Below are 24,086 nucleotides of genomic sequence, written 5' to 3'. Positions count from 1 at the left end.
TTAAATTAGTAAGGCATATATGGGTGGACACTACTTAGCAGTAGCCATTTACCTGCTTTATTCATTACCTTCAGAAACCAACGGCATAATAAGTGAAAATTGAAAAGCTGCACCACATCGCAATAATTTGTTCCGACTACCCTAAGTCTAAAAAGTTTTACACCAATATTTTGGGATTTACGATCGACAAAGAAATTTATAGAGAAGAAAGGCAATCCTATAAACTTGACCTTTCCTTAAACGGGCAATATTTAATCGAACTTTTCTCTTTCCCTGACCCGCCTTCAAGACCCTCAAGACCTGAAGCGAAAGGCTTGAGGCATATTGCTTTTGGAGTAAAGGATATTGACGAGGCAATTGAATATTTGAAATTAGAGGGGGTAATAGCAGAGGATATTCGAATAGATGAATTCACCAATAAGAAGTTCACCTTTATCGCTGACCCAGACAATTTGCCAATTGAATTTTACGAAACATGATAAATATTGGGCGTTATATTGATGGGTTTAATTTTCTTTTTCCCCAAAGCATAGACAAAGCGCCTTGGGAGTTTATCAATGACTTGGAAAACATAATAAATGAACGAATTCCCCAATTATCAACAAATTATAGGATTGAAAACAATATCGCAATACATAAAACAGCAACAATAGAACAGGGTGTAATATTGAAGGGGAGCGTCATCATTTCAGAAAATTGCTTCATAGGAGCAAACGCCTACTTTAGAGGGCCTATTTATTTAGGTAAATCTGTTAAAATTGGTCCGGGTTCAGAAATCAAACAATCTATAATCTTCGACAACTCAGCAATTGCGCACTTTAACTATATTGGAAACAGTATTATAGGCAAAAACATTAATTTTGAAGCAGGTTCAATTTGTGCCAACCACTATAATGAAAGGCAAAATAAAACGATTTTCATTAATTATAATGGACAGCTAATTGACACCAAAACGGAAAAATTCGGATCTTTGGTTGGTGACAATTCCAAAATTGGTGCCAATGCAGTATTGTCACCAGGCTCAATTTTAGAAGTAAACAGTATTGTCAAAAGACTCGAATTAATTGAACAATTAAAATGAACAAAAAGAGCAAGGTACAAGCCCTTTTATCATCCTCCATAAATAGTGAATTCTTGAAATTAGCGCCTTATGAAAATAATCTCAACGAATATTGGAACACCAACCACCTTTCTTTGGAAAGGCAAGGAAGAAACAACTGGTATCTATAAAAAGCCTACGAATGAACCGCTTTATTTAACGAAAAACGATGTTTTAGGCGATGAGATTTCCAATCGATTGAATCATGGAGGTTATTATAAAGCATGTTATTTGTTTTCTGCAGAACAATACCCGTATTGGAAGGATTTGTATCCAGATCTTGACTGGTCCTGGGGCATGTTTGGGGAAAACCTTACAGTAAGCGAGTTTGATGAAAGAGAGGTGTTTTTGGGGGCCATTTATAAGGTAGGGGATGCCCTGGTTCAGGTTTCCCAGTACAGAGAACCCTGCTATAAATTTGGGCATAAATTTGGGACCCAAAAAGTGCTGAAGCAATTTATTGAACATGGTTTTGGAGGTACTTATGTAAGCATTCTAGAAGAAGGACACGTTACTGTAAACGATGAATTTAAACTGGTAGAACGGCCTGAAAACAGTTTAACGGTAGCAGCATTATTTGAACTTGTATTCGCAAAAGATAAGCATCCAGAATTGCTAAAAATTGCCGCCAATAGCAAAGCCATTCCTCCCAAAAAGCGGATTCTATTAAGTAGTTTTATCGAATTATAGGGTTAATCTAGCCTGGATGAGAAAATCTTCTTAATGGTATATATATCATTTTTAGCTTCAGGCCTGGAATTTCAAGTACAATACGTTTTTACTTAAATGGTTGATTTAAACAGATTAAAACAAATTTTTAAGTTTGGTAAAGAACTTATTTTAAAGGACATTCAGGTTTTATTAAAGGCTGCTAAAAGTGGTTCATTCGACAAGAAAGAATTCCTTATAAATGAAGGATAAACAAGGAATGATGTTTTCTTTATCAAAAGCGGTCTGGTTCGCTTTTTTTATCCATCAAATACTAGGAATCTAAAATTGGAGGCCATTAGAATTTATGTTCTCCAACCATTGTTAAAAGAGGTAATAAAATGGGCTGAATCTTTAGTCTTACTAACTCAGAGAGAAAACTATTTTAGATTTTGAGACAGGTTATTAAAGACAGAAAACCCAAATTAAAAGGTGAATTATGACCGGATTCAAAAAAGGAGGTTCGGGCAATGGCCAGGTAAAAGCCTGTAGTCACGAAGGCAATCCATTGTCGATTGCCTTATTCGGGTTAAAGATGCTTAAAAATCATTAGACATGGGTTTCAACCTGTGGAATGGAAGAATATGAGAGTAGGATTTTGTGGGTATTGGTACTTTTATTCTGCTTCTATATCGCCGAAATATCGACTTATGTTTGCATCAGCACCCTACTTATCAATGTCTTCGAATCCAGGTTTTATTTCTCCTTGCTTGGGTACAGACATGCAAATTGATTTGTAAGTGGAAAATGGAATTCAAGGGAGGGATTATAACTTTCATTCCAGCTTTTATTTCCCTAAACCTTTGTAGTAATTATTTACCTTCGCTATTTTAGTACTTTGTCAGCCATTCGAGGCAAAAGCATTTTTAGTAGGCCTTTTGCTCAAAACAAGTAAATAATGAAAACCTTAAATAGTTACCTTCTTTATTGCTGCATTGGAGCAATCCTTTTGTCCTGTAATACAAAAGAATCCCCTGAACTGATAGCCGAACGTGCTTATCCGACTTATTCCGATGCTTACAAAGCACCAGATTTTATTTTTGACGATCGGATAGAGAAAATTAAAAAGATTGGTCCTGAAATTCAGAATTTAATAGAAAACCATGCCAAGGCTAATAATATCCCTGGCATTGCTTACGGAATTGTAGTAGACAATGAGTTGGTGTTTTCATCGAGTACAGGACTAATAAATATTGAGAAGGAGGTAGCTGCGTCTCCATTGTCTTCTTTTAGAATAGCATCAATGACCAAAAGTTTTACGGCTATGGCTATAATGAAACTTATGGAGGATGGAAAGCTGACTTTGAGTGATCCTGTAAGTAAATATATTCCTGAAATGGCTACACTAGAATACCTTACCAAAGATGCACCGATTATTGATATTGAAAACCTATTAACCATGACGGCTGGTTTTCCCGAAGACAACCCTTGGGGTGACCGGCAATTAGAGGTATCGGATCAAATGTTGAAAAATCTTATTGGCGAAGGTGTTTCCTTTTCCAATGTTCCTGCTTTCGAATTTGAATACAGCAACACAGGGTATGCTATCCTGGGGGATATTGTATCACGTATAGCTGGAATTCCATTTCAAGATTATATTACTCTCAATATACTTAAACCATTAGGTATGGAACAAACCTATTGGGAATACGATAGTGTTCCTGTTGGGGATTTGGCAATTGGTTATCGTTGGGAGGACGAACAATTGATATTAGAACCGATGCTTCATGATGGAGCTTATGGCGCTATGGGAGGGTTAATTACCTCAATTGAGGATTTTAGTAAATATGTCAGTTTTCATCTTTCTGCATGGCCTCCAAGGAATGATGATGACAATGGGCCTATTAGTAGGAGTTCACTAAGAGAAATGCAAACACCACAGTTTTCTAGTCTGAATTCAAATGGAGTAGACTTCAATGGGGATCCATGTGCCATGATTTCTGGCTATGGATTTGGGCTGGGCATAACAGAATTTTGCAATAATTTAAAACAGGTGGGGCATGGAGGTGCGCTTCCTGGTTTTGGGAGTAATTATAGGTTTTATCCTGAATACGGTATTGGGGTCATGGCTTTTTGTAACCTCACCTATACAAGTCCATGGCCTTTTAGCGAAATAGGAAAATTGCTTTTTGAGACATTAGAATTAAAGCCAAGACAACTTCCAGTTTCAACTATTCTTGCCGAACGACAAGCACAAATAGTCCAATTGATTCAGCATTGGGATATTGAATTGGAAGACAAAATACTGGCAGAGAATTTTTACCTTGATCAATCCAGAGAAGATCGTATGAAGGGAATAAATAATGTTTTGGATAAAGCTGGACCTATTGAGAAGATTGATGAAATTGAAGCTTATAATCAACTTAGGGGTAAATTCAAAATGGTAGCAGCGCATGGTGTTGTCAATGTCTTTTTTACGCTTACACCAGAAAAATTTCCGAAAGTGCAACAACTGGATATTTCATTTGAATCAAATGAATGAAAATGTACATGGCAGAAAATAAACGGCTTCATGTTAAGGATGGAAAGTGCATTTATTAATGGAACAGTGTAAATAGAGAAAAATAATAAGTTCCTCTAGTACCTATTTCGGATTAAAGAGCCTTTTTCTAGCCAAATCAACATAAAATTCTTTAAAATCAAGAGAAAAAAAATAAACTACCTATATTAGAAATGTTTATAAAATGAAAACCTAGTTATCAGTACTTGTTTTCTGTCTTTCCAGTGATCCGCTGATTCAATGGCATAATTGAAAAATCATCACTTATTTCAGGTTAATTAACCGGACAATTATTAATCAACACTAAAATTACATGATGCAAGCACCTAAAAAAGACAATGGCCTATTCATTGGAGGACTTGTTGCCATACTTTTGGCCAGTTATCTTTCATGGACGATGTTCTTTATATTTCTAAGCTTTATTTTGTATCCATTCGGGATAATTCTTGTTTTACTTTCAAAAAAGAAGTGGTGGATAAAAGTGCTCACAATTTTTTTACCTTTAACTTTCACCATTCCGACAGCTATGATGTTAAGGGATTTCTTTGAGTCTCTAGTCTCTTAATTATGGGGAAATGTTTCCCTAAATCAAATCCTTGAGATGACGCTACTTGCAATAAGCATTGTTAAATGATTTGGCTTTTTCAATGCTGCCTATATCGTTTGTGCTTATTAAAGGATGCCTCCTTGAACCGGGAAGATTGGAAATCTAATTGTAATGGCTACTTTAGAGGCTTTATTTGGCTTTAGCTATCCATACTGAGATATAGACTAAACAGAAAAGATGCGTAAACAAATCCTGATTAATAGATTAAAGAAATATTACCCAATGGAAAGGTTTCACGCTTTTGTTTCATTTCCATTGATTTTTATCTACCTCCTTCTTAAAAATTCTTTTTCTGATGTACTTTTTCTTTTATATGGTCTTTTGATTTGTATCATAATATTGATTCAAGGACAACACTATTGGAAATTGAAATACTACCGATTGATAGAAAAGCCTTTCAACCAAGAAAAAAACTTACATCTTTTCAAAAATGCAAAGAAATTAAATTTACTGTTGATTGGACTAATACCTGTAGTTTTTGGGATTCAACTTTTTTTCACTAACTGGAAAATTATACCTGAAAACTTAATGATTTGGGCTATTCTAGCCAATTTACTTGGCATTTTGGAACATATCAATTACTACAACCGCCAGCTGATGGTTGACAATTCATCAGACCTCGCATACATAAAGCGGAACAGAAAATTGAAAGTAGCCAGTCTGGCTAAAGATTTAAAAGAAAATCAATTTTAAAATTAGCAATAGTTGCGATTGTATTCTCTATCAATTCCCTGCCAATGCAGGTTTTTCATTTTTCCCTGCAAATATGACCACCAATATGGAGGCAATAAACATGATCAGACTGTAGATGACTACAGGGATCACCATGGCGGAATTTTGCAATAAAGTGGCGGCGATCATAATACCAAGCGTACCATTTTGTATGCCTGATTCAATACTTATGGATATTTGTTGCTTGTAAGGCAAGGCAAAAAGGCGGGCAAGCAAGAAAGCAAAACCGAAAGTAAGCACATTCAAAATTAAGGTAACCGGACCTGCCTCAGCAAAGAAACCGATAATATTGTCTTTCTCCTTAAATATGGCACCTCCTACAATGACTACAAAAAACACAATTGAAGCGATCCTCACCGTTTTATCCGCTTTTTGAGAGAGTGCAGGAAACAGGTGTTTTAAGAACATACCAATAGCGACAGGAACTAGCGTCACCCCTGTTATTTGGACAATGGTTTGCAAAACAGGCAAGGCAACGGTTCCTTCTTCACCGAAAAAGACGATGGAATAGTTGATGTACAAAGGAATAGTAACGATTGTTATGACCGAGCTCAATGCGGTAAGACTAATAGAAAGGGCCGTGTCACCTTTACAAAGGTGCGTGATCATATTCGAAGTAGGCCCACCGGGGCAGCTTGCAATGATCATAACGCCTACAGCCATTGAGCCTGTGAGCCCAAAGGCAAGGATGAGGATAAAGCCCAGCACCGGTAACATGATGAGTTGACAAAAAAGTCCAAGACTTATGGCCTTTGGAGAAACGAAGATGTTTTTAAAATCCTTAAGGCTGAGGGTAAGGCCCATGCCTAACATAATAAAGGCCAATGCCAATGGTAAAAAAACGGCGGTTAACACATTGCTTTCCATAGTTGATATTTTGGGTGGTTTATTCTATACTACTTGCATTCAATTTAATCGGGCCATAAGTACAGGGACTGAATATTTTGAATGTGCTTTTCAGCTATTTTTTCAAGATTAATTCCCAATTGCTCCTCATTAACTTTCTCTACTTGCTCACGCATCTCAATAGGCAGTTGGGAATAGCCATGAAAAGCACCTAAAATGGCACCGGCAATGGCTGCCGTGGTGTCATTGTCCCTCCCATAATTTGTAAGGAAAATTAGGGTTTCTTTGAATTTAAAGTCGCTAAATAGCATGGCCGTTAATACCTGTAAGTGGATCTCGGCAGCATGAAATGGCATGTCCTGTTGGTTTTGATCCAGCAATTCATAAGCTCTATGAATACTGGCGTTAGGTATTAAGCCTCCATCTGTACTTGTATTTTCTAATGACAAGCTATCCTTGGCCTCCAATACAATGGACCTGGCAAGTTCAAGAATCCTGTAACTGCTTCGACCTACCAGTCGGCTGGAAAAATAACCTTCAGGATCTACCTCCCTCAATACGTTCAATACTTGATTTGGATCACCTTTGGCCGTCATAGCTGCTGCAGTCATTGCTGCTGACAGGGAACTGATGTCTTTGGCCAAACCCAAATCAAAAATACTCAATTCGAAGGCTTGGTTGTATGCCTCTTCAGGCTGTCCAGGAAACATCAAGCCAACAGCTGGCGAATATAGCAAGCCGGCACAAACCATTTCTCCCCCATAAAATTTCCCCAATGCTTTATGGAAACCCTTCAAATTATTGTCTTGATAGGAGAGCGCTACCTTGTACCATTCTTGTAACCATAAAACCTTGAGATTAACGGATTCCAGGGCCAGGGTTTGTTCAGGTTTTAGTGGCTTGAGGGCATTGAAATATTTCTCATAGTCGTGAATAATATGTTTTGAAAAGGTACTTGCATCAAGTGTCAGGTTATTCTGATCAGCCATATAATCCACAATCAGGGATTTCCATCGGGTGTCATCTGTAGTACCACCCGCTGGGAGGTTGGCTTTCCAAATTCCTTCGGGAGAAACTTCCCTAACCATGGAATCCAGACCTGTGACCCAGCCATAAGTTTTCTGGATGTCTTCTCTTGCCCACATTTCAGTGGGTGCACCCATGGCATCGCCAATGGCACTGCCCACTATTAAGCCTTTAACTTTGTCAGAAAGCTCAATTTTGGTTATCTCAGAGATTTTTAAGTCGGTCTCTTTCGTGGCGATTGTGTTTTGTTTACCATCTTCACAAGACCATAATATACAGCCAATTAAAATCCATATACAATGGCTAAATTTTTTCATCAAAGATTGAATTAATAGCATAAGTTGCCAGTTCTTTTTTTTCTTCCAATGACAAAAACAAAGGAAGTTGGGCCAATCCAAACAAGCGGCGCAATATTTCTACGCCTGTATACTGTGCTAAAAGAGTGTTTTCGAGTGGATAGCTCTTTATGATTCGCTGCAGTTCACTTTCCGGTATTCTAGCCATTTTCAAATGTGCCAACATGATTGCTAAATCGAATTCAGGATCCCCAAGGAAGGAAAATTCGGTGTCAATTATTTTTAAACCCCTTCCAGTTTCAAACCAACTACCAGGATAGAAATCACCATGGATAAGCACCTCTCCCGGACGCAAATATCTTTCTCCCAAAAGATGTATTTTTTCTTTCAAGGCGGAATTGAATTTTACCATAGCAGACAATTCCTGCAAGCCTACCTGAACATCATCTAAGTCGAAGCCATTTTCGGAAAGATATGGAAAAACAAAAATGTGCTGGTGATTCAATTCTCTCATTTCCTGGTTGGTTGGGAAATCAGGGACAGCCAATTGATGAAGTTTCTTTAGATAGGTTAGCATAAGATCGGTAACTCCTTCTTTAAGCGTAGTATTTTCATCATACAGCCATAAATAGTCGCCTCCCGAGTCCAGGAACTCTATAGCCAATAGGTTGGAAGCCTTATCGAAACCCAATACATCTGGGGAAAAGTTGGCCAGTAAATTGTCTTTGTTTATTGCTTCATAATATTTGTATTCAATTTCAATTCGGTTCAATGGAGCAGGTATTTGTGGGTACTTTGCCACAAATGGACGGGATTGTTTTAATACAAAAGTGCGCTTATTTGTTTTTATGGTTAGGGTAATGTTCATGTTACCTTCCCCTGCCTTGTAGGAATCTAAAACATCTTCATCCGGATGTAACATTCCATTTCTTTTCAGATAGGCGATATGGGTTGAATCAAGCGGTTCTTTGATTAAAATCATATTGGTTTTATTAGAAAATTACCTTTCAATTTACAAATTAGAAATCATATTTTTAACAAAGGTCATTTTACTTGAATAAAATTCATCCTCCTAGTTCTTTTCTAGCATTAACTGTTTTATTTTTGGGCCATGAGTAAAAAAACTATAGACAATCCACTTTTTAGCCAATTATCGCTTGAATTGGATGGTGAGCTGCATTACGATAGTTTGATGAAAACTTTGTATGCTACTGATGCTTCAGTGTACCGGTCCCTACCCACGGCAGTGGCCTTACCTAAAAATCAATCTGATATCAAAAAACTGATTCATTTCGCCAATTCAAATAGTCTTTCATTGATTCCAAGAACCGCAGGAACCTCTCTTGCGGGTCAATGTGTAGGAGATGGGATAGTTGTGGATGTTTCCAAATACTTAAATAAAATCATTGAATTCAATAAAGAAGAAGCATGGGTAAGGGTTCAACCGGGAGTTGTAAGGAATGAACTGAACAATTACCTCAAAGAGTACGGATATTTTTTTAGTCCGATTACCAGTACTGCCACCCGCGCAATGATAGGGGGAATGGTAGGGAATAACAGTTGTGGAACCACTTCCATTGTTTACGGTAGCACCCGAGAACACGTACTTGAACTCAAGGTTTTGTTAAGCGATGGGTCAGAAACTGTTTTCAAATCCATGACACCCGATGATTTTGACCTTAAATGCAAACAAGATAACCTGGAAGGGGAGCTTTATCGGCATGTGCGAGAAGAGTTAAGTCAACCAAAAATTCAGAACAATATCAGGGAACATTTTCCCAAAGAAAGTATTCACCGAAGGAATACAGGTTATGCTTTGGATTACCTGTTGGAAACCCAGCTTTTTTCTGATAAAGAGGATCCATTCGATTTCTGTAAATTGTTGTGTGGTTCTGAGGGTACGCTGGCAATTACTACAGAGATTAAGATTCACCTTGATCCACTTCCAGAGCCTTTTGATATTGTGGTGGCTGCCCATTTTGACACCATCCATGATAGCATGAAAGCAGCACAGGTGGCCATGAAGGAAAAGCCTACAGCTGTAGAACTGATGGATAAAAACATTCTGGATTGCACCAAGGAGAATGTTGAGCAGAGTAAGAATAGGGACTTTGTACAGGGCGATCCTGCGGCCATATTAATGGTAGAATTCAGGGGCAAAACAATAGAAGAGGCAAAAAATCAAGGAGCAGTTTTTATAGAAGCCCTTAAAAAAGCTGAACTGGGCTATGCATACCCTATAATAGGTCCGGAAAGAACCAGCAGTGCCTGGGAGCTAAGGAGTGCAGGCTTGGGCCTGTTGGCAAATATACCGGGAGATAAGAAAGCCGTCGCTTGTATAGAAGACACTGCGGTAGATATTGATGACCTCGCAGATTATATTGATGAATTTGCGGAATTGATCGCAAAATTTGGTCAAAAATCAGTTTATTATGCCCACGCTGGGGCAGGGGAAATCCATTTAAGACCTATTCTTGATCTTAAAAAATCTAAGGATGTAGATGAATTTTATAAAATAAGTGAAGCCAGTGCCAAATTGGTAAAGAAGTACAATGGTTCATTGAGTGGTGAACATGGGGATGGAAGATTAAGGGCTGCATTTATTCCATTGATGGTAGGTCAGGAAAATTACGACCTATTTAAGCGGGTAAAAGCCAAATGGGATCCCAAAGGAATTTTTAACCCAGGGAAAATAGTAGATGCGCCCCCCATGAACTCCTCTCTCAGGTACGAGCCTGATCTGCCAAAGAGAGAACATGATACAAAATTTGATTTTAGCCAGGTAGGAGGCATTCTCCAAATGGCAGAAAAATGCAATGGTTCTGGGGATTGTAGAAAATTACCCAATTCCGGGGGCGGTACCATGTGTCCAAGTTATCAAGCTACCAGGTATGAGAAAGATACGACTAGAGGTAGGGCCAACACTTTACGTGAGTTTTTAACCAAAAGCGACAAGAGTAATCCATTCGACCATCCTGAAATAAAAGAGGTAATGGACCTGTGTCTCTCTTGTAAGGGTTGTACTTCAGAATGTCCTTCAAATGTAGACATGGCCACGATCAAGGCTGAGTTTCAGTACCAATATTTTAAATCCAATCCAGTTCCATTACGCTCTAAGGCATTTGCTTATATAAATTCTTTGAATGAACTGGGGAGTATGGTTCCAGGTATAGCCAATTTCTTTTTGTCCAATGGGGTCACGGGTGGCCTTATGAAAAAAGTGCTCGGAGTAGCTTCAGAAAGGCATTTGCCAGCATTAAGTCCTCAATCCTTACGCAAATGGTACAAGAAAAACTATGCGAAACTTACGGGAAAACCTGTAATTAAATCCGTGTACTTTTTCTGTGACGAATTCACCAATCACAATGATACCGCCACAGGGATTAATGCAATTAAGTTGCTTAGACATCTGGGATATGAGGTGAAGATGGTGGACCATTTAGAGAGTGGAAGAGGAGCCATGTCCAAGGGCTTGCTTGACCATGCCCAAAAAATGGCGGATAAGAACGTGGAAATATTTTCTTCGCTTATCAGTGCAGAAAGTCCGCTATTGGGCATAGAACCCTCAGCCATTCTTAGTTTTAGGGATGAATACCCGAGATTGGTAAGCGCTAATTTGAAAGAAAAGGCAAAATCCATAAAATATCACTGTGAGTTAGTAGATGAGTTTTTGGCCAAAGAAGCCATTGCGGGCAATATAAAACCAGAAAGCTTTACCAAGGAAACACGTCAGATAAAATTGCATGGTCATTGCCACCAAAAGGCTTTGTCATCCGTCAATTATTCCAAGAAAATCCTGGAATTACCGGAAAACTACCAAGTGAGTGTAATTCCTTCAGGATGCTGTGGAATGGCAGGTTCATTTGGTTACGAAAAAGAGCATTACGAATTGAGTATGCAGATCGGTGAGATGGTTTTATTCCCCGCTGTTAGAAAAGCAGCGGAAGGCGATTTGATCGCAGCCCCTGGTACCAGTTGTCGCCACCAGATCTCAGATGGAACGGGCAAAAAAGCCAACCACCCTGTTGAGATTTTATTTGATGCAGCAGGCCTAAAAGATTAAGCCCAAGCTCAACCGGATAGCAAATTGTCTGGTTGAGCATTTTTTTGTTCAGGGATATCCTACATTGAGATGCGGTATGGTGAGAAAATAAAGTATAATTGTGGCTATGTCCTAAAAAATTTATAGAATGGCTGAATTTTAACATTAAAACCACCTTATTTTGGCCGTAAATTGACCTGATAGCTAGAATATTATAACCAATCCATATAGTTTTTCTTGATAATTTTTTCTAAAAAAGTAAACTACTTATTCCGGGCTTGACCAAACAACTTACATAGTAGCCGTTACACAAAATACCGCTTGTAGGAAAAATTTATTTTGGTTATCATTGAGAACTTTATTTTCACAAATCCAAAATGAACCCAATAAGCAAAAACAGTCCAGCTATGGAGCCCAATTTTTATTGGGACATGTTAATGCAAGGCAACCGGCAGGGATTAGAAGGACTTTACAAAGAATTCATTAAAATACTTTTTAATTATGGGCTAGCCCTTGTAAAGGATGAAGATTTCATTCAGGATTGTATTCAGGAGGTATTTATAGATTTATGGAAGTACCATCAATCTTTAGGAAAAGCTGAAAATGTTAAAGCGTACCTTTTCAGGGCTTTGTCCCATAAAATATACCGGGAAACTCAGCACAAATCCAAAAGAAAGACAGAGCAATGGAATGATGGATTGGCCAATACCTTTGTGGTGGAATCTATTGAAAGTGAGCTGATTGGCATCCAAAGGGAAAAGAGCCTGCAGACCAAATTGGCCAAAGGATTGGATATATTACCCGTTCGGCAAAAGCAAGTCATTCATTTGCTTTTTTTCGAGCAAATATCCTATGAAGAAGTTTCAAAATTGATGGGGATTAATCTCCGATCAGTTTATACCCTTGCATGGAAAGCCATAGCAAATCTCAAAAAGCACATCGTTTCTGTTTTGTGCACAGTAGGGCTATCAATTCTTTTACAGTTTTACTAAGATTTACAAAAGAAATTAAAATTCCTTTGCTCCCTAAAGTACAATAGAACTGAATAACCAATATTTCAGGAACCATACAGCAACTTAATATTGATTCGCTTTAATGAAAGATTTCACCATTATTAATTAGGTTCAATGCCCTCATGACAATGATAGTTTAAATTTTGCACCCTAAACTTTATAAATGCCTATGTAAAAACTAAAACTTCCTTTAAATAGTAATACCAGATATCCAATAGTGGATGGATTTAATAAATCAATTACCCAAAATAACGAACAGATATGCAAAAAAATATACTGAATAACCTGAGTAATACTTTCAAGTTATTTGCCCTTACTTTCTTCCTACAATGCTTCACCTTTGGCTATTTGCTAGCCACACCAGAGCATGAATCATTGAAAGTGGAACACAATAGCCTTGATAATGCTAAAAACTTTTCAAGCTTAAAAGGCATTAATACCAGCCCAAACCTTCTCTGGGAAGTTCCAGTGACCATAAAAGGAGTGATTACAGATGAAAATGGAGATCCTATGCCAGGAGCTACCATTACCATAGCCAATAGTACCCAGGGAACAGTCTCAGATATTGATGGGAATTTCTCTCTTGATGTAGAAGAAGGAACTACGTTGGTAATTTCTTTTATCGGCTATACTACCAAAAGAATTCAAGTAGGTAACCAAACGCAATTCCAAATATTAATGGAATTGGACGATACAGCACTTGAAGAAGTGGTGGTTGTTGGGTACGGAACTCAAAAGAAAAGGGATGTTACCGGTTCGGTGGTGAGGGCAGATATAGAGGCCTTTCGAGAGTCTCCGAATGTTAACCTTGCCCAATCTCTTCAGGGATCTGTTCCTGGATTGAATGTAGGTCAGGTAAATAGAGCAGGGCAAAACCCCTCTATTTCAGTACGTGGTAGAACTACCCTCAGTGGCAATCAAAGCGTTTTAATAGTAGTAGATGGAATCATTTTTACTGGCAGTATGGCGGATTTAAATCCTGCAGACATTGAATCTGTTGATGTCTTAAAGGATGCAAGTAGTATGGCCATTTTTGGTGCCCAGGCAGCAAATGGAGTGATCATGATCACCACAAAAAGTGGTAAAATGGAGCAAAAGCCCATTTTCAATTATACGGGTACGGTCACCACTCAAACGCCAACCAACAGGCCAAAGCTTTTGGATAGGGATGGGTTTTTGCAAAAAGTCAGGGATCAGGATTGGCCTCAGTCTTACCTGGCACCTGATTATACTCAACCCAATCCGGATTACAATGTCGCAGCTTTATTCGAACCTACCGTCTATGCTGGTTTTGAAAATGGAACCAACTTCGATTGGTGGGATGCAGCCACTCAAAAGGGCTTAATAAACAATCATAATTTAAGTGTAAGGGGAGCTTCAGAAGCTACTTCTTATTATATTTCTACTGGATATACCAAGCAGGAAGGCTTTATTATGAATGACCAATACGAAAGGGTAACTGCCAGGATCAATTTGGACCATCAAATATTGGATTGGTTTAGATTTGGAGTTCAAACCTTTGGCTCTTTTGCTGACAATTCTGGAGAAATTCCTGCCTTAAGTCAAATTACCACCATGCCCCCATTGGTGACACCCTATGATGCGGATGGGAATGTAATTCTTAATCCTGATGGAGCCATTCGGGCCAATCCATTTTTAAGTCCATTGTCCAATGATTTTGACAAAAGCAATAATTTATTTGCCAATGTCTATATGGATATAGAGATCCCTTTCATTGAAGGGTTGAAATACCGTGTTAATTTCGGTAACAACTATAACTGGAGAAGGCATTATAGAAGCAATGTATATGGAGCAGGTGCAGCAGGAGAGGCCTTTAAAAGAAATTATAGCAAATATGACTGGACCCTTGACAATATTGTAACCTATCGCAAAAGTTTTAATAACAACCACAACCTGGACCTCACAATGGTGGTAGGTCGTAGGGAACTGAAATATGAAAGTACAGAGGCCAATGGGACCAATTATTCAAATCTTAGCTTAGGATACAATGACCTAAGTTTAGGACAGCTTCAGTTGATTAATTCCAGTGCATGGGATGAAAGTTATGTTTACCAGACGGTGAGAGCCAATTATGATTTTAGTAGCAAATACATGCTGACAGCAACTGTTCGTAGGGATGGTTTTTCTGGTTTCTCAAAAAACAATAAATTCGGAATTTTCCCTTCTCTAGGGGTAGGATGGGTGATAAGTGAGGAAAGTTTTATGGAGGAATCCATCCTTAATTACCTTAAATTTAGAGGCTCTTATGGTACCAATGGAAACCTAACCAGCAGGTATTCATCTCTGGCCAGAGTTTCCATATATCCAGCCTATGTTTTTGGGAATGGAGGGAGTACTGTTTTTGGTCAAACAGTAAACACCTTGGCAAATTCAAACCTGGCCTGGGAAACAACTACTGGTTATAATTTTGGTTTTGATTTTTCCTTATTGCAGGAGCGATTTTCAGGAACTCTGGATTATTACCAAAACACTACCAATGATTTGCTTTACAATATAAATATCCCTGAGGTTACAGGTTTTTCAAGCATTGCTACGAATGTAGGAGAAATAGCCAATAGAGGAATTGAGTTTGTATTGAGGGGGGATATCATGGAAAAAGGTGATTTCAATTGGAATGTTAGTTTTAATATTGCCTCGAATAGAAATAGAATCGTCTCCTTATTAGGCTTAGATGCAGATGGAGACGGAAACGAGGATGATTTAATCGGTAGTGGGTTATTTATAGATGAATCCATCAATTCCATTTACGATTATGAATCCGCTGGAATAATTCAGCTGGGTGAAGAAGCCCCTCCTGGATTTTTTGTAGGAACACACGAAGTGATAGATCAAAATGGTGATGGTGTAGTGGATGCCCTTGACCGTGTGATCAGAGGTAGAGAAGAGCCCTCTTATAACTTTGGTTTATTGAATGAATTCAATTATAAAAACTTCACCTTTAGGTTTTTTATTAATTCTATCCAAGGCGGTAAAAATGGCTATTTAGGCTTGAATAACCCCAATTTTGGACAGTCAGACAATGCCAGAAGAAACAATTTATTTGTCGACTACGATTATTGGACTCCAGCAAACCCAACTGCCAGGTACAGAGGTCAGGATCAGGAAGCAGGAATTGAGTACAGGTATTATGGAGACAGGAGCTTTGTTAGACTTCAGGATGTGTCGCTTTCTTATCGATTAAATAAGGCATTAATAGTTGAAAAATTAGGCCTTCAAAGCGTTAAGTTTTTTGTAAGTGGAAAAAATTTAGCTACCTGGACAAGTTGGGAAGGATGGGATCCAGAGACCGGAAGTGGTCTTGACCAATCTGGATTGCCAGTGATGAAAGGGTATTCGTTAGGCCTGGATGTAAGTTTTTAATTCTAATTTAGTTATGAAAAATATAAAATATAATTTCGTTTTCTTAGGCTTGATACTGCTGAGTTTTCAAGCTTGTGATGAATCCAGTATACTTGAGGAGATTCCATTGGACTTTGCAAGTCCTGAAAACTCCTACATAAACTATTCTGATTTTAATTCGGCCGTATATGCCCTGTATGACCAATCAAGGGAGATTCTTTCCAATGGTGAACACCGTCCGTTGGATTATTTATATGGTACCGATTTGGGTTACAATGGAGCCAATCAACTTAATGTTAGATTTGGTTCGTATTTGGCTACCCTTTTACCTACCAGTGTGGTGGCTGAATTTCATTGGCAGAGTTATTATAAGGTAATTTCAGGAGCCAATATTATTCTTAGCAGGATTGAAGGGTCAATGATGACCGCTGAAGAAAAAGCTTCTATTGAAGCCAAGGCCAAACTATTTAGAGGATTGTCCTATCGAAATTTGGCTCATCTTTATGGAGGAGTACCTTTAGAGTTGGAAGAAGTAAGTTCTCCTAAAACAGATTATGTAAGGGCTAGCAGAATTGAAGTCTACCAACAAGCAGCATCTGATTTAGAATTTGCTGCTGCTAATCTTCCGGGTATTGCGGAAGTTCAGGACGGAGAGATTAATAACCTTGCAGCCTACCATATTTTGGCTGAAGTTTACGTGTCTTTGGAAAGATGGTCTGATGCAATTCAAGCAGCTACAAAGGTAATTGATGACCCCAATACGGCATTAATGACTGAAAGATTTGGATCCTTGTCCAATGCCGAAGGAGATGTTTATTGGGATATGTTTAGAAGATACAATCAAAACCGAGGAGTTGGAAATACTGAGGGGATTTGGGTATGGCAATACGAGGTAGATGTACCTGGAGGTGTCATTTCATCTTCGTCAAAAGCAGGCCCTCAATTGGAAAGAGACCATGCGCCAAGACCATGGAGTTTCATCGTTAGAGACCCTTCAGGAGTTTCACCATTTTTACCCGTTGGCGTTTCAGATTATACCGGAGGTAGAGGTATAGGAAGATTTAGAGGAACAAATCACTTCAATTATGGAATATGGGATTACGATTGGGATGACATGCGTAATTCTGAATACAATTTCGTAAGGGATGTGTTGTTCAATAACCCGGAATCAGAATGGTATGGACAGAAAATATCTGAACATATGGATTTATTTCGCCAAAGCCTAGATGACACTATAAGGTATTTTTACCCTTATCAGTCCAAAGTGACCACTCCTGGTCAGCACCCTGCTGAATTGTATGTAGATACGGAACTAAAAACCTTAAATTCGTCAACAGCGGGTACCACATATAGCGATCAGTACCATATTCGATTGGCAGAAACGTATTTACTACGCGCTGAAGCCTATCTTGGAAATAGCCAGCAAGCAGAAGCAGCCAATGATATTAATGTTGTGCGCACCCGTGCCAATGCCAAGTTGGTATCGCCATCGGAGGTGGACATTGATTATATTCTGGATGAGCGGATGAGGGAACTTGGTGTAGAGGAGAAACGCAGACTTACATTAAATCGACTGGGTATGTTGTTTGAGCGTACCAATAAATATTGTGATGGAAGACCGGATGTAACGAATCATGGGGTGGATGTGCAGCCTTATCATAATCTTTTTCCAATCCCATATACAGAGATAGAAAGAAATATAGGGGCTGTATTGGCTCAAAACCCAGGATATGGGGCAGATTAAACGTATAAAAAATATGAAAAAGAATAATAAATTGGTGGTCCTCTTAAAGGGCCACCAATCCAAAAACAGGAAAAACCAAGGCTGGATCTTTGGTATTCTATTTATGCTGGTGGTTGCTAGCTGCGGTACCAAAACTGAAGAAAGGAGTAGTAAGCCGCCAAATATTTTGTTTGTAATAAGTGATGACCAGTCATTTTACCATACGAGTTTTGAAGGCAGTAAATTTGTGAATACGCCTGCTTTTGATCGAATTGCTACGGAAGGGGTTTACTTTACCAATGCCATGTCGGGTTCACCGGGATGTGCGCCTTCCAGAAGTAGCATCATCACCGGTAGGTATCACTGGCAAAATGAGTCCTCTGGCCAGCATGCTGCCCCTTGGCTAAAAAAGTATGTGCCTTTTGTAGATTTGTTAGAAGCCAATGGGTATAAAACCGGTAGAACAGGTAAAGGGGTTTCTCCTTTTCGATACGCCCGGGATGAGAATGATTCGCTTTGGAGAGCAACAGATGCAGCTGGAATTGAGTACAGCAAAATCAGGTATGAAGAAGGCCCTGGGGACATCAGAACCGGTGATAAAATCAGTAATATCAATTATTTCGAAAACTTTAAGTTTTTCTTGGAAAATGAACGAAAGGACAAGCCCTTTTTCTTTTGGTTTGGAGCGACAGAGCCACACCGTGCGTATGAAAAGGATTCCTGGAAAAGAACGGATAAGAAATTGTCTGATGTGGAAGTACCTGCCTTTTTTCCTGACAATGATATTGTTCGGGGAGATATGTTGGATTACGCTGTGGAGATTGAATGGTATGATCGCCACCTTGACTCCATGATCAATTATTTGGAGGAGATAGGAGAACTTGAAAATACCATTATCATCGTGACTGCTGACAATGGAATGCCTTTTCCAAGGGCCAAAGCGAATAGTTATGATTATGGTATACATGTTCCATTTGCAGTAAGGTACCCCAAAGATTTCCCAGGGGGTAGAATTGTGGATGATCCTGTAGGCTTTGTAGATCTTGCACCTACCATCCTGGACCTGACCCAAACGAATGAAGAGGGGATGATGCCGATTACAGGAAAAAGCATAAGGGCACTGTTGGAGTCTGACAAACAAGGGACAATTGACCCTGCTAAAAAGTATGCTTTTTCTGGAAGGGAAAGGCATTCAGCTTCCAGGTATCTAAATTGGGGTTATCCGCAACGCTCCATAAGAAGCAAAGACTATTTATTGGTTTGGAACATGAAACCAGATCGCTGGCCAGCAGGAGCGCCTCAAAGGATAAACCCAGAGGATGAAAGCGAATTGTTGCCGATGTATGGAATAGATGAGGATGGAATCAGTCATTCAGATTGGGCTTTTACAGATGTGGATGAATCTCCAACCAAATCATTTATCATTGAAAATTACCAAGATCCGGCTGTAAAACCATTTTTCGATGCTGCCTTCGAAAAAATTCCTGAAGTACAGTTTTTTGACATCAACCAAGATCCTTATTGTTTAAACAATCTTGTAAATGATGCTGAATATGCTTCTGTAAAGGAAGAAATGCAAGCTGCTTTATTGAATGAATTAAAGGCTTCGAAAGACCCTAGGGTGGTTGGCCCTGATAAGGAAGTTTTTGACTCCTATATTCGGTACAGCCCAATGAGAGAATTCCCAGAGCCAATACCAGGAAGTCGGTTAAAATAAAGGCTTTCTTATTAACTTTAATTAATAAAAATACCGGACTATTTTCCGGTATTTTTATTTAAAAAACCCTTTATGTTTTAAAGTTTCTATTGTGTGGAAGAATCAATAAAAGCATTGTTTACACTTTCCCCTGTCTTTATCACATAAAAGCATTTGAAGACTCCTCTCCACCCACCTAGGTGTAATTCGCAATTACACCTTATTAGCGACCGTGAATAGGCATTAGAATAGCTCTTTTAAAATAGTCATTTGTAATGACCAAATGAAGATAACTCATTTATAATGGTAAAATATGGTTTCGAATAGCAGACTTTGGCTTTATTAAGACCGCAACTGGCTCAAAAATAGGTGCAATTTATATTTTCATCCCAAATTTATTTCTGGATAGAATATCCCAACTAACAAAACGATACATTTTGTAAAGCCCTCGAATAAGGGTTTAATTAGGTTTGTCTATCCCATCAACCGACAATCCTGGGCCTCCTCCTGCTGTATAACCTCTGCTTTCACCCGTTTCCCATGGAGAAACCCAAAATGAATAAAGGTCCCCTTGGGTCAAATAGAATTTAAAGCGGATGATTTTTCCATTCAAAGAATTTAAATCTTTCTCGTCTTTCCACATGATCCTATGTTTTGTAGCATTGAAATTTTTAAAGGGAATACAATCTTCCTTAGCAAAGCCTTTCAATGGATTTCCTTCCTCATCCAGGACTTCAACCAATAACTCCCCATCTTTCATATCCGCATTAATAAATAAAAAATCACCATCAAAGGTTAGCTTCTCGGTCTGAAGGTACCCTTCTTGATTCCCAGCTCTCTTAGAGATAAACCCATCTCTACGAAGGGTTGCAAGTCCTGTAGACATATACCTTTCCCCAATATCGGCACTTTTAAGTTGCGTTCGCCCACTAGAATAAAAGTAGAGTGAGTCCCCGACGATAATAGGGGCACCATTTACAGATTGAACATTTGACCCATTCCATGAACCATCCTCATCATTTACTCCTATAAAAGGTTTGTAGGAAGGACGAGAGAAGTGAAAGCCATCTCGACTGTAGCCCAGTAGCATTTCGTTTCTTTTTTCAATGCCCGTTTTATAAGTTATTGGGTTTTCCGGGCCTTGCCAAATATTGAAGAAACCTAACATTATGCTTTCATAGGCGATCGCATCAAAATTATAAATTCCAGGGCTTATATTTGGGAATTTTGGATGGCGAGGTTCCTTGTCGCTTGCCGAAAGCCAAAAGAAATTATTTGGATCCTTAACGCCTTCTCTTATATAATGGGCAAGGTTTACCGCCATTTCAGGATCTTTGTTTTCCAGGTAAACCCTGGAGCGAACTTTAGGCGGATTGTCCAAGATCTTCATTTGGTCTTCATATTTCATGCTCCAATAGCGAATGCTTAAAACCCAAACCCCTCTGAAAGGGTTGTAAAATGCAGTCGATCGATCATCTATTAGCCCTGACATCGCTTTTTCCTCTGACCAGTTTATTCCATCAGCCGAATACTTTAAAATAAAGCTACATCTACCGCGATGTGGATGACCTCTAATTTGAAACATCTTGTATCTTTTATTAGGGTCGGACTCCAATTTATCCAGCCAAATTGTTTGAGAATCAGTCCTGTCAACATCAACAATATTGGTTTGACCTGTAACTCCCAAAATTGGTTTTTCCCAGACTTTTCCATCATTGGATTCTGCGTAACCAGTAGAAAAAGAAGCACCGCCTGCAAGGTACCAGATCTTGAATTTTTGTGCCTTTTCATCATACCAAACCCCATCACTAAATGGTGCAGCATAAAATTGCCTTTCCGATTTGGCTTCCCATTCTTTGTCAGGTGCTAAAACAGGGTTGTTTTTATAAATAACCGGTGAATGAGGAACGGAAACTAAATTGGTCTCAGCAATCAAAAAATCATCCACAAATAATTGTCTCCCTATATTAATAGGGATCACTTCTGGTTTATTCTTAAGATAGGGAACTGGGGCTTCCCTTGGCTCATCTGGTTCAATATAATAGGGAGGCCATTGTTCTGGTAATGCTATCCCATTGTACAATACCTTCCCATTGGCTACATCTTCATTGCTCTTATCAACGTTCTTATCGCTGCAGCCAATTAGAATTGGTATAAAAACAAATAGTATTGAAAGCCTTATCATGTCCAAATAAATCTATTAGTGATCTTTAAATTTAATCTTCCAGGGTTCAACTAGCCGAGGTTTATTGCGCTTAAAATGTTTTTTAATCGAGGTTACAAAATAGAAAATTTATTCATAAGGTTTCGGAGTTTCTTTACTAATTAGACAGTAGTGTGGCATATCAGCAGATGGTGATTACCGATTCGGTCGATACTGCTTTGACGGTGGGAGGTGTTCAGAGGATTAAAAAAAAGGAACATAATTTCGCTTCTGGAGAACGATTATTTGTTTAGCGGGTGCTGTTAGCCTGATTTTAGAATAATTACATTAAATGCTAAAAATGCCATAAGCCCCTTCCTTTTCAGGAAGAGGCTTATGGTTAATAACTTCTTAATTTTTATTCTTCTTTGTGAATCAACAACTATTAATATTTAAAAGTGTCCTCACCATTTGGAGGTGTTGAACACTCAATAACCAGGGTTTTGAATCAATTCATCACTGGTATTTGATTCAAATTCCAAAGGAGGAATAGGCATAGCATAATGTTCATCTCTCCACACAATCTGCCGTCCAGAGGCAACTGACTTGTAATAAACAGATTCCTCATCTCCAAGACGCAAACGACGGATATCTTCCCACCACTTTGCTTCTCCAAAAAACTCAGCCCATCTTTCATACAATAGTGGATCATTTGACAAATGATCACCTGCTGGAGCCTTTGTGTCGTCAGTTAAACTCATATAATCAACCGGAGAAGGAGCGTCTGGATCATATCCGTATGCTCTCCTATGAACTTTATTAACATACTCCAGAGCAAGAGTAGGGTTTGAATCCTTAATCACTTCAGCATACATCAAATATATATCTGGTAATCGAATAAAGTAGAAGTTAGCTCCGGCAACCGCCCTAGTTTCCCAAATAGTACCTCCAAGAAATTGATTTTTCTTCAATGGCCACCCGTAGAAGGTGTTTGGGTCAATCCCAGTAGTAGGGGACATTTGCCACCATTTTCCGAACTCTGCTTGAGCTACGGGATATTCCACACCTGCAACAGTAACCGAATCAAAGAATGGTTGCAAAGCGGAAACGTAAAGGCGTGGATCTGGTCCATCTGTCTGCATCCCTGCATTTGCTCTTCGGTCCATCTGTTGGGTGACGTAACTATCTAGAAGTTTCCATTCTCCATTAACTTCTTCCATTTGCGTCAATGGAGCTGGATCATTGTAACCAAATCGCTTAAGGTTCATGTCATGAGTATACTGATTACTATATCCCATAGCACTTCTCTCATTATTATTATCTATATAAAATGGAGTATAGAGAATCGTCGCTGATGAGCCGGTATTTTGTTGTCTCGACCCATTATTATTTGTCTTTTCCGGTTCTGCTCGATTCCCAACTTCATAAAACGATTCCGAATTATATTCATACTGGGTATCTCCGTTAAACATGTTTTTGTAATGATCGAAAGAGACCAAAGATTTACCGCTATTGTTGATACAGTCCTCCAGGATTACCTTTGCATTATCATACTGTTCGGCAAATAAATAAACCTTGGCCAAAGCAGCTTTTGCAGACCATTCTGTTGCCCTGTGATTATCAAATTGACCTTCTAGAAGAACGGAAGCATTATTGAAATCTTCGATCATGGCTTGATATGTTTCCATAGTCGAAGACCTTCCAACTGACATTTTTTCTAATGAACCAGGTATTTCTGTTATCACTGGAACTCCCATTCCATCCAAATTAGGTTGACCATAAAAGACCTGAAGATGCCACAAATAGAAGCCCCTCATAAATAAGGCTTCTCCTTCATACTGGTCTAATCGTTTGATTTCTGATTCTGGAGCAATGCTGCGATAACTTCTTATCCCTTCCAAAGCACTGTTAGAGTAATAAATACCTCTGTATAAATCCCTCCATTCATTGACCAGTTTAGAATCACCTAACTCTGCCATTCCAATACTCATTCCTATCCAGCTTTCGGTCCCTTTCCATTGAAAATCTACCGTATGGTCGAAACAATATATACCGTATCCATGCCAATAGTGACCTAAAAATCCCCAATCATGCTGAACGCCATAAGTGGAAGCTACTAATAGATCTACATGCTCTAGCGTAGTTGGAAAAGAACCTGCGGAAATTGACGTATTGTCTTCTAGTTCCAGATAATCCTGACAACCAATTAGTGAGCAAGAAATTACTAATACCAGCAACCAATATCTTTTATTAAAATATTTCATATCTTATTGATTTAATATTTATAAAATCTAA

Annotated in this window: 16 protein-coding genes; 11 read left to right on the top strand and 5 right to left on the bottom strand. The window is 38.7% G+C overall.

Annotated elements, in window-relative coordinates; translation table 11 throughout:
* Positions 1-92: 92 nt before the first annotated feature.
* From gloA2 to AC0L7T_RS16665, 6 genes are all read left to right on the top strand, one after another.
* Positions 93-479, top strand: coding sequence for an SMU1112c/YaeR family gloxylase I-like metalloprotein (gloA2, locus tag AC0L7T_RS16690; RefSeq protein WP_473336731.1), 387 nt, complete (start codon positions 93-95; stop codon positions 477-479).
* Positions 476-1,081 (top strand): DapH/DapD/GlmU-related protein, encoded by a 606-nt coding sequence (locus tag AC0L7T_RS16685; protein ID WP_473336730.1) that lies wholly within the window; start codon positions 476-478, stop codon positions 1,079-1,081. Before gloA2 ends, AC0L7T_RS16685 begins: the two co-directional genes overlap by 4 nt.
* A 69-nt stretch (positions 1,082-1,150) precedes the next feature.
* Positions 1,151-1,789 carry an MOSC domain-containing protein gene (locus tag AC0L7T_RS16680; protein ID WP_473336729.1) on the top strand — a complete coding sequence of 213 codons (639 nt, stop codon included), beginning with the start codon at positions 1,151-1,153 and terminating at the stop codon, positions 1,787-1,789.
* 916 nt (positions 1,790-2,705) lie between these two features.
* Positions 2,706-4,289, top strand: coding sequence for a serine hydrolase domain-containing protein (locus tag AC0L7T_RS16675; RefSeq protein WP_473336727.1), 1,584 nt, complete (start codon positions 2,706-2,708; stop codon positions 4,287-4,289).
* Positions 4,290-4,620: 331 nt separating this feature from the next.
* Positions 4,621-4,872 (top strand): hypothetical protein, encoded by a 252-nt coding sequence (locus tag AC0L7T_RS16670; RefSeq protein WP_473336725.1) that lies wholly within the window; start codon positions 4,621-4,623, stop codon positions 4,870-4,872.
* Between the two features lie 219 nt (positions 4,873-5,091).
* Entirely contained in the window at positions 5,092-5,607 is a 516-nt protein-coding gene (locus tag AC0L7T_RS16665; RefSeq protein WP_473336723.1) for a hypothetical protein, read from the top strand.
* A gap of 30 nt (positions 5,608-5,637) precedes the next feature.
* Here the strand turns inward: AC0L7T_RS16665 and AC0L7T_RS16660 are convergent, their stop codons facing one another.
* Genes AC0L7T_RS16660 through AC0L7T_RS16650 form a run of 3 tightly spaced genes read right to left on the bottom strand, consistent with a single transcriptional unit; the run spans position 5,638 to position 8,796 of the window.
* Positions 5,638-6,513 carry a bile acid:sodium symporter family protein gene (locus tag AC0L7T_RS16660; RefSeq protein WP_473336722.1) on the bottom strand — a complete coding sequence of 292 codons (876 nt, stop codon included), beginning with the start codon at positions 6,511-6,513 and terminating at the stop codon, positions 5,638-5,640.
* 44 nt (positions 6,514-6,557) lie between these two features.
* Positions 6,558-7,835, bottom strand: a complete 1,278-nt coding sequence (locus AC0L7T_RS16655; protein WP_473336720.1) for an ADP-ribosylglycohydrolase family protein — start codon at positions 7,833-7,835, stop codon at positions 6,558-6,560.
* Complete coding sequence (locus AC0L7T_RS16650) at positions 7,822-8,796, bottom strand: phosphotransferase (protein WP_473336719.1); 975 nt, start codon at positions 8,794-8,796, stop codon at positions 7,822-7,824. The genes AC0L7T_RS16655 and AC0L7T_RS16650 overlap by 14 nt, the downstream gene beginning before the upstream one ends.
* Positions 8,797-8,925: 129 nt before the next feature.
* Between AC0L7T_RS16650 and AC0L7T_RS16645 the strand changes: the two genes are divergently transcribed.
* From AC0L7T_RS16645 to AC0L7T_RS16625, 5 genes are all read left to right on the top strand, one after another.
* A complete protein-coding gene (locus tag AC0L7T_RS16645) occupies positions 8,926-11,877 on the top strand; it encodes an FAD-binding and (Fe-S)-binding domain-containing protein (RefSeq protein ID WP_473336718.1) in 2,952 nt (983 codons plus the stop codon).
* Between the two features lie 386 nt (positions 11,878-12,263).
* Positions 12,264-12,848 carry an RNA polymerase sigma factor gene (locus AC0L7T_RS16640; protein ID WP_473336716.1) on the top strand — a complete coding sequence of 195 codons (585 nt, stop codon included), beginning with the start codon at positions 12,264-12,266 and terminating at the stop codon, positions 12,846-12,848.
* Positions 12,849-13,130: 282 nt separating this feature from the next.
* Positions 13,131-16,250 carry a SusC/RagA family TonB-linked outer membrane protein gene (locus tag AC0L7T_RS16635; RefSeq protein WP_473336714.1) on the top strand — a complete coding sequence of 1,040 codons (3,120 nt, stop codon included), beginning with the start codon at positions 13,131-13,133 and terminating at the stop codon, positions 16,248-16,250.
* 13 nt (positions 16,251-16,263) lie between these two features.
* Positions 16,264-17,973, top strand: coding sequence for a RagB/SusD family nutrient uptake outer membrane protein (locus tag AC0L7T_RS16630; protein WP_473336712.1), 1,710 nt, complete (start codon positions 16,264-16,266; stop codon positions 17,971-17,973).
* 13 nt (positions 17,974-17,986) lie between these two features.
* Positions 17,987-19,669 (top strand): sulfatase family protein, encoded by a 1,683-nt coding sequence (locus AC0L7T_RS16625; protein ID WP_473336710.1) that lies wholly within the window; start codon positions 17,987-17,989, stop codon positions 19,667-19,669.
* Between the two features lie 439 nt (positions 19,670-20,108).
* On the opposite strand, the gene AC0L7T_RS16620 is transcribed toward AC0L7T_RS16625, so the two are convergent.
* Both AC0L7T_RS16620 and AC0L7T_RS16615 read right to left on the bottom strand, forming a co-directional pair.
* Entirely contained in the window at positions 20,109-21,833 is a 1,725-nt protein-coding gene (locus AC0L7T_RS16620) for a hypothetical protein (RefSeq protein ID WP_473336708.1), read from the bottom strand.
* A 446-nt stretch (positions 21,834-22,279) separates the two neighbouring features.
* Positions 22,280-24,055: a RagB/SusD family nutrient uptake outer membrane protein gene (locus AC0L7T_RS16615; RefSeq protein WP_473336706.1), complete on the bottom strand. Its 1,776-nt coding sequence runs from the start codon at positions 24,053-24,055 to the stop codon at positions 22,280-22,282.
* Positions 24,056-24,086 lie beyond the last annotated feature (31 nt).

The organism is Cyclobacterium sp. 10D3-21 (genome assembly GCF_055809755.1).
This window is presented reverse-complemented; position numbering and strand designations above follow the sequence as displayed.

Bases quoted from the DNA above. Each gene is read 5' to 3' on its own strand.
- AC0L7T_RS16620 (WP_473336708.1), bottom strand. From the start codon at position 21,833: ATGATAAGGCTTTCAATACTATTTGTTTTTATACCAATTCTAATTGGC.
- AC0L7T_RS16635 (WP_473336714.1), top strand. From the start codon at position 13,131: ATGCAAAAAAATATACTGAATAACCTGAGTAATACTTTCAAGTTATTT.
- AC0L7T_RS16645 (WP_473336718.1), top strand. From the start codon at position 8,926: ATGAGTAAAAAAACTATAGACAATCCACTTTTTAGCCAATTATCGCTT.
- AC0L7T_RS16625 (WP_473336710.1), top strand. From the start codon at position 17,987: ATGAAAAAGAATAATAAATTGGTGGTCCTCTTAAAGGGCCACCAATCC.
- AC0L7T_RS16615 (WP_473336706.1), bottom strand. From the start codon at position 24,055: ATGAAATATTTTAATAAAAGATATTGGTTGCTGGTATTAGTAATTTCT.
- AC0L7T_RS16685 (WP_473336730.1), top strand. From the start codon at position 476: ATGATAAATATTGGGCGTTATATTGATGGGTTTAATTTTCTTTTTCCC.
- AC0L7T_RS16630 (WP_473336712.1), top strand. From the start codon at position 16,264: ATGAAAAATATAAAATATAATTTCGTTTTCTTAGGCTTGATACTGCTG.
- AC0L7T_RS16680 (WP_473336729.1), top strand. From the start codon at position 1,151: ATGAAAATAATCTCAACGAATATTGGAACACCAACCACCTTTCTTTGG.
- AC0L7T_RS16640 (WP_473336716.1), top strand. From the start codon at position 12,264: ATGGAGCCCAATTTTTATTGGGACATGTTAATGCAAGGCAACCGGCAG.
- AC0L7T_RS16675 (WP_473336727.1), top strand. From the start codon at position 2,706: ATGAAAACCTTAAATAGTTACCTTCTTTATTGCTGCATTGGAGCAATC.
- AC0L7T_RS16655 (WP_473336720.1), bottom strand. From the start codon at position 7,835: ATGAAAAAATTTAGCCATTGTATATGGATTTTAATTGGCTGTATATTA.
- AC0L7T_RS16670 (WP_473336725.1), top strand. From the start codon at position 4,621: ATGATGCAAGCACCTAAAAAAGACAATGGCCTATTCATTGGAGGACTT.
- AC0L7T_RS16650 (WP_473336719.1), bottom strand. From the start codon at position 8,796: ATGATTTTAATCAAAGAACCGCTTGATTCAACCCATATCGCCTATCTG.
- AC0L7T_RS16660 (WP_473336722.1), bottom strand. From the start codon at position 6,513: ATGGAAAGCAATGTGTTAACCGCCGTTTTTTTACCATTGGCATTGGCC.
- AC0L7T_RS16665 (WP_473336723.1), top strand. From the start codon at position 5,092: ATGCGTAAACAAATCCTGATTAATAGATTAAAGAAATATTACCCAATG.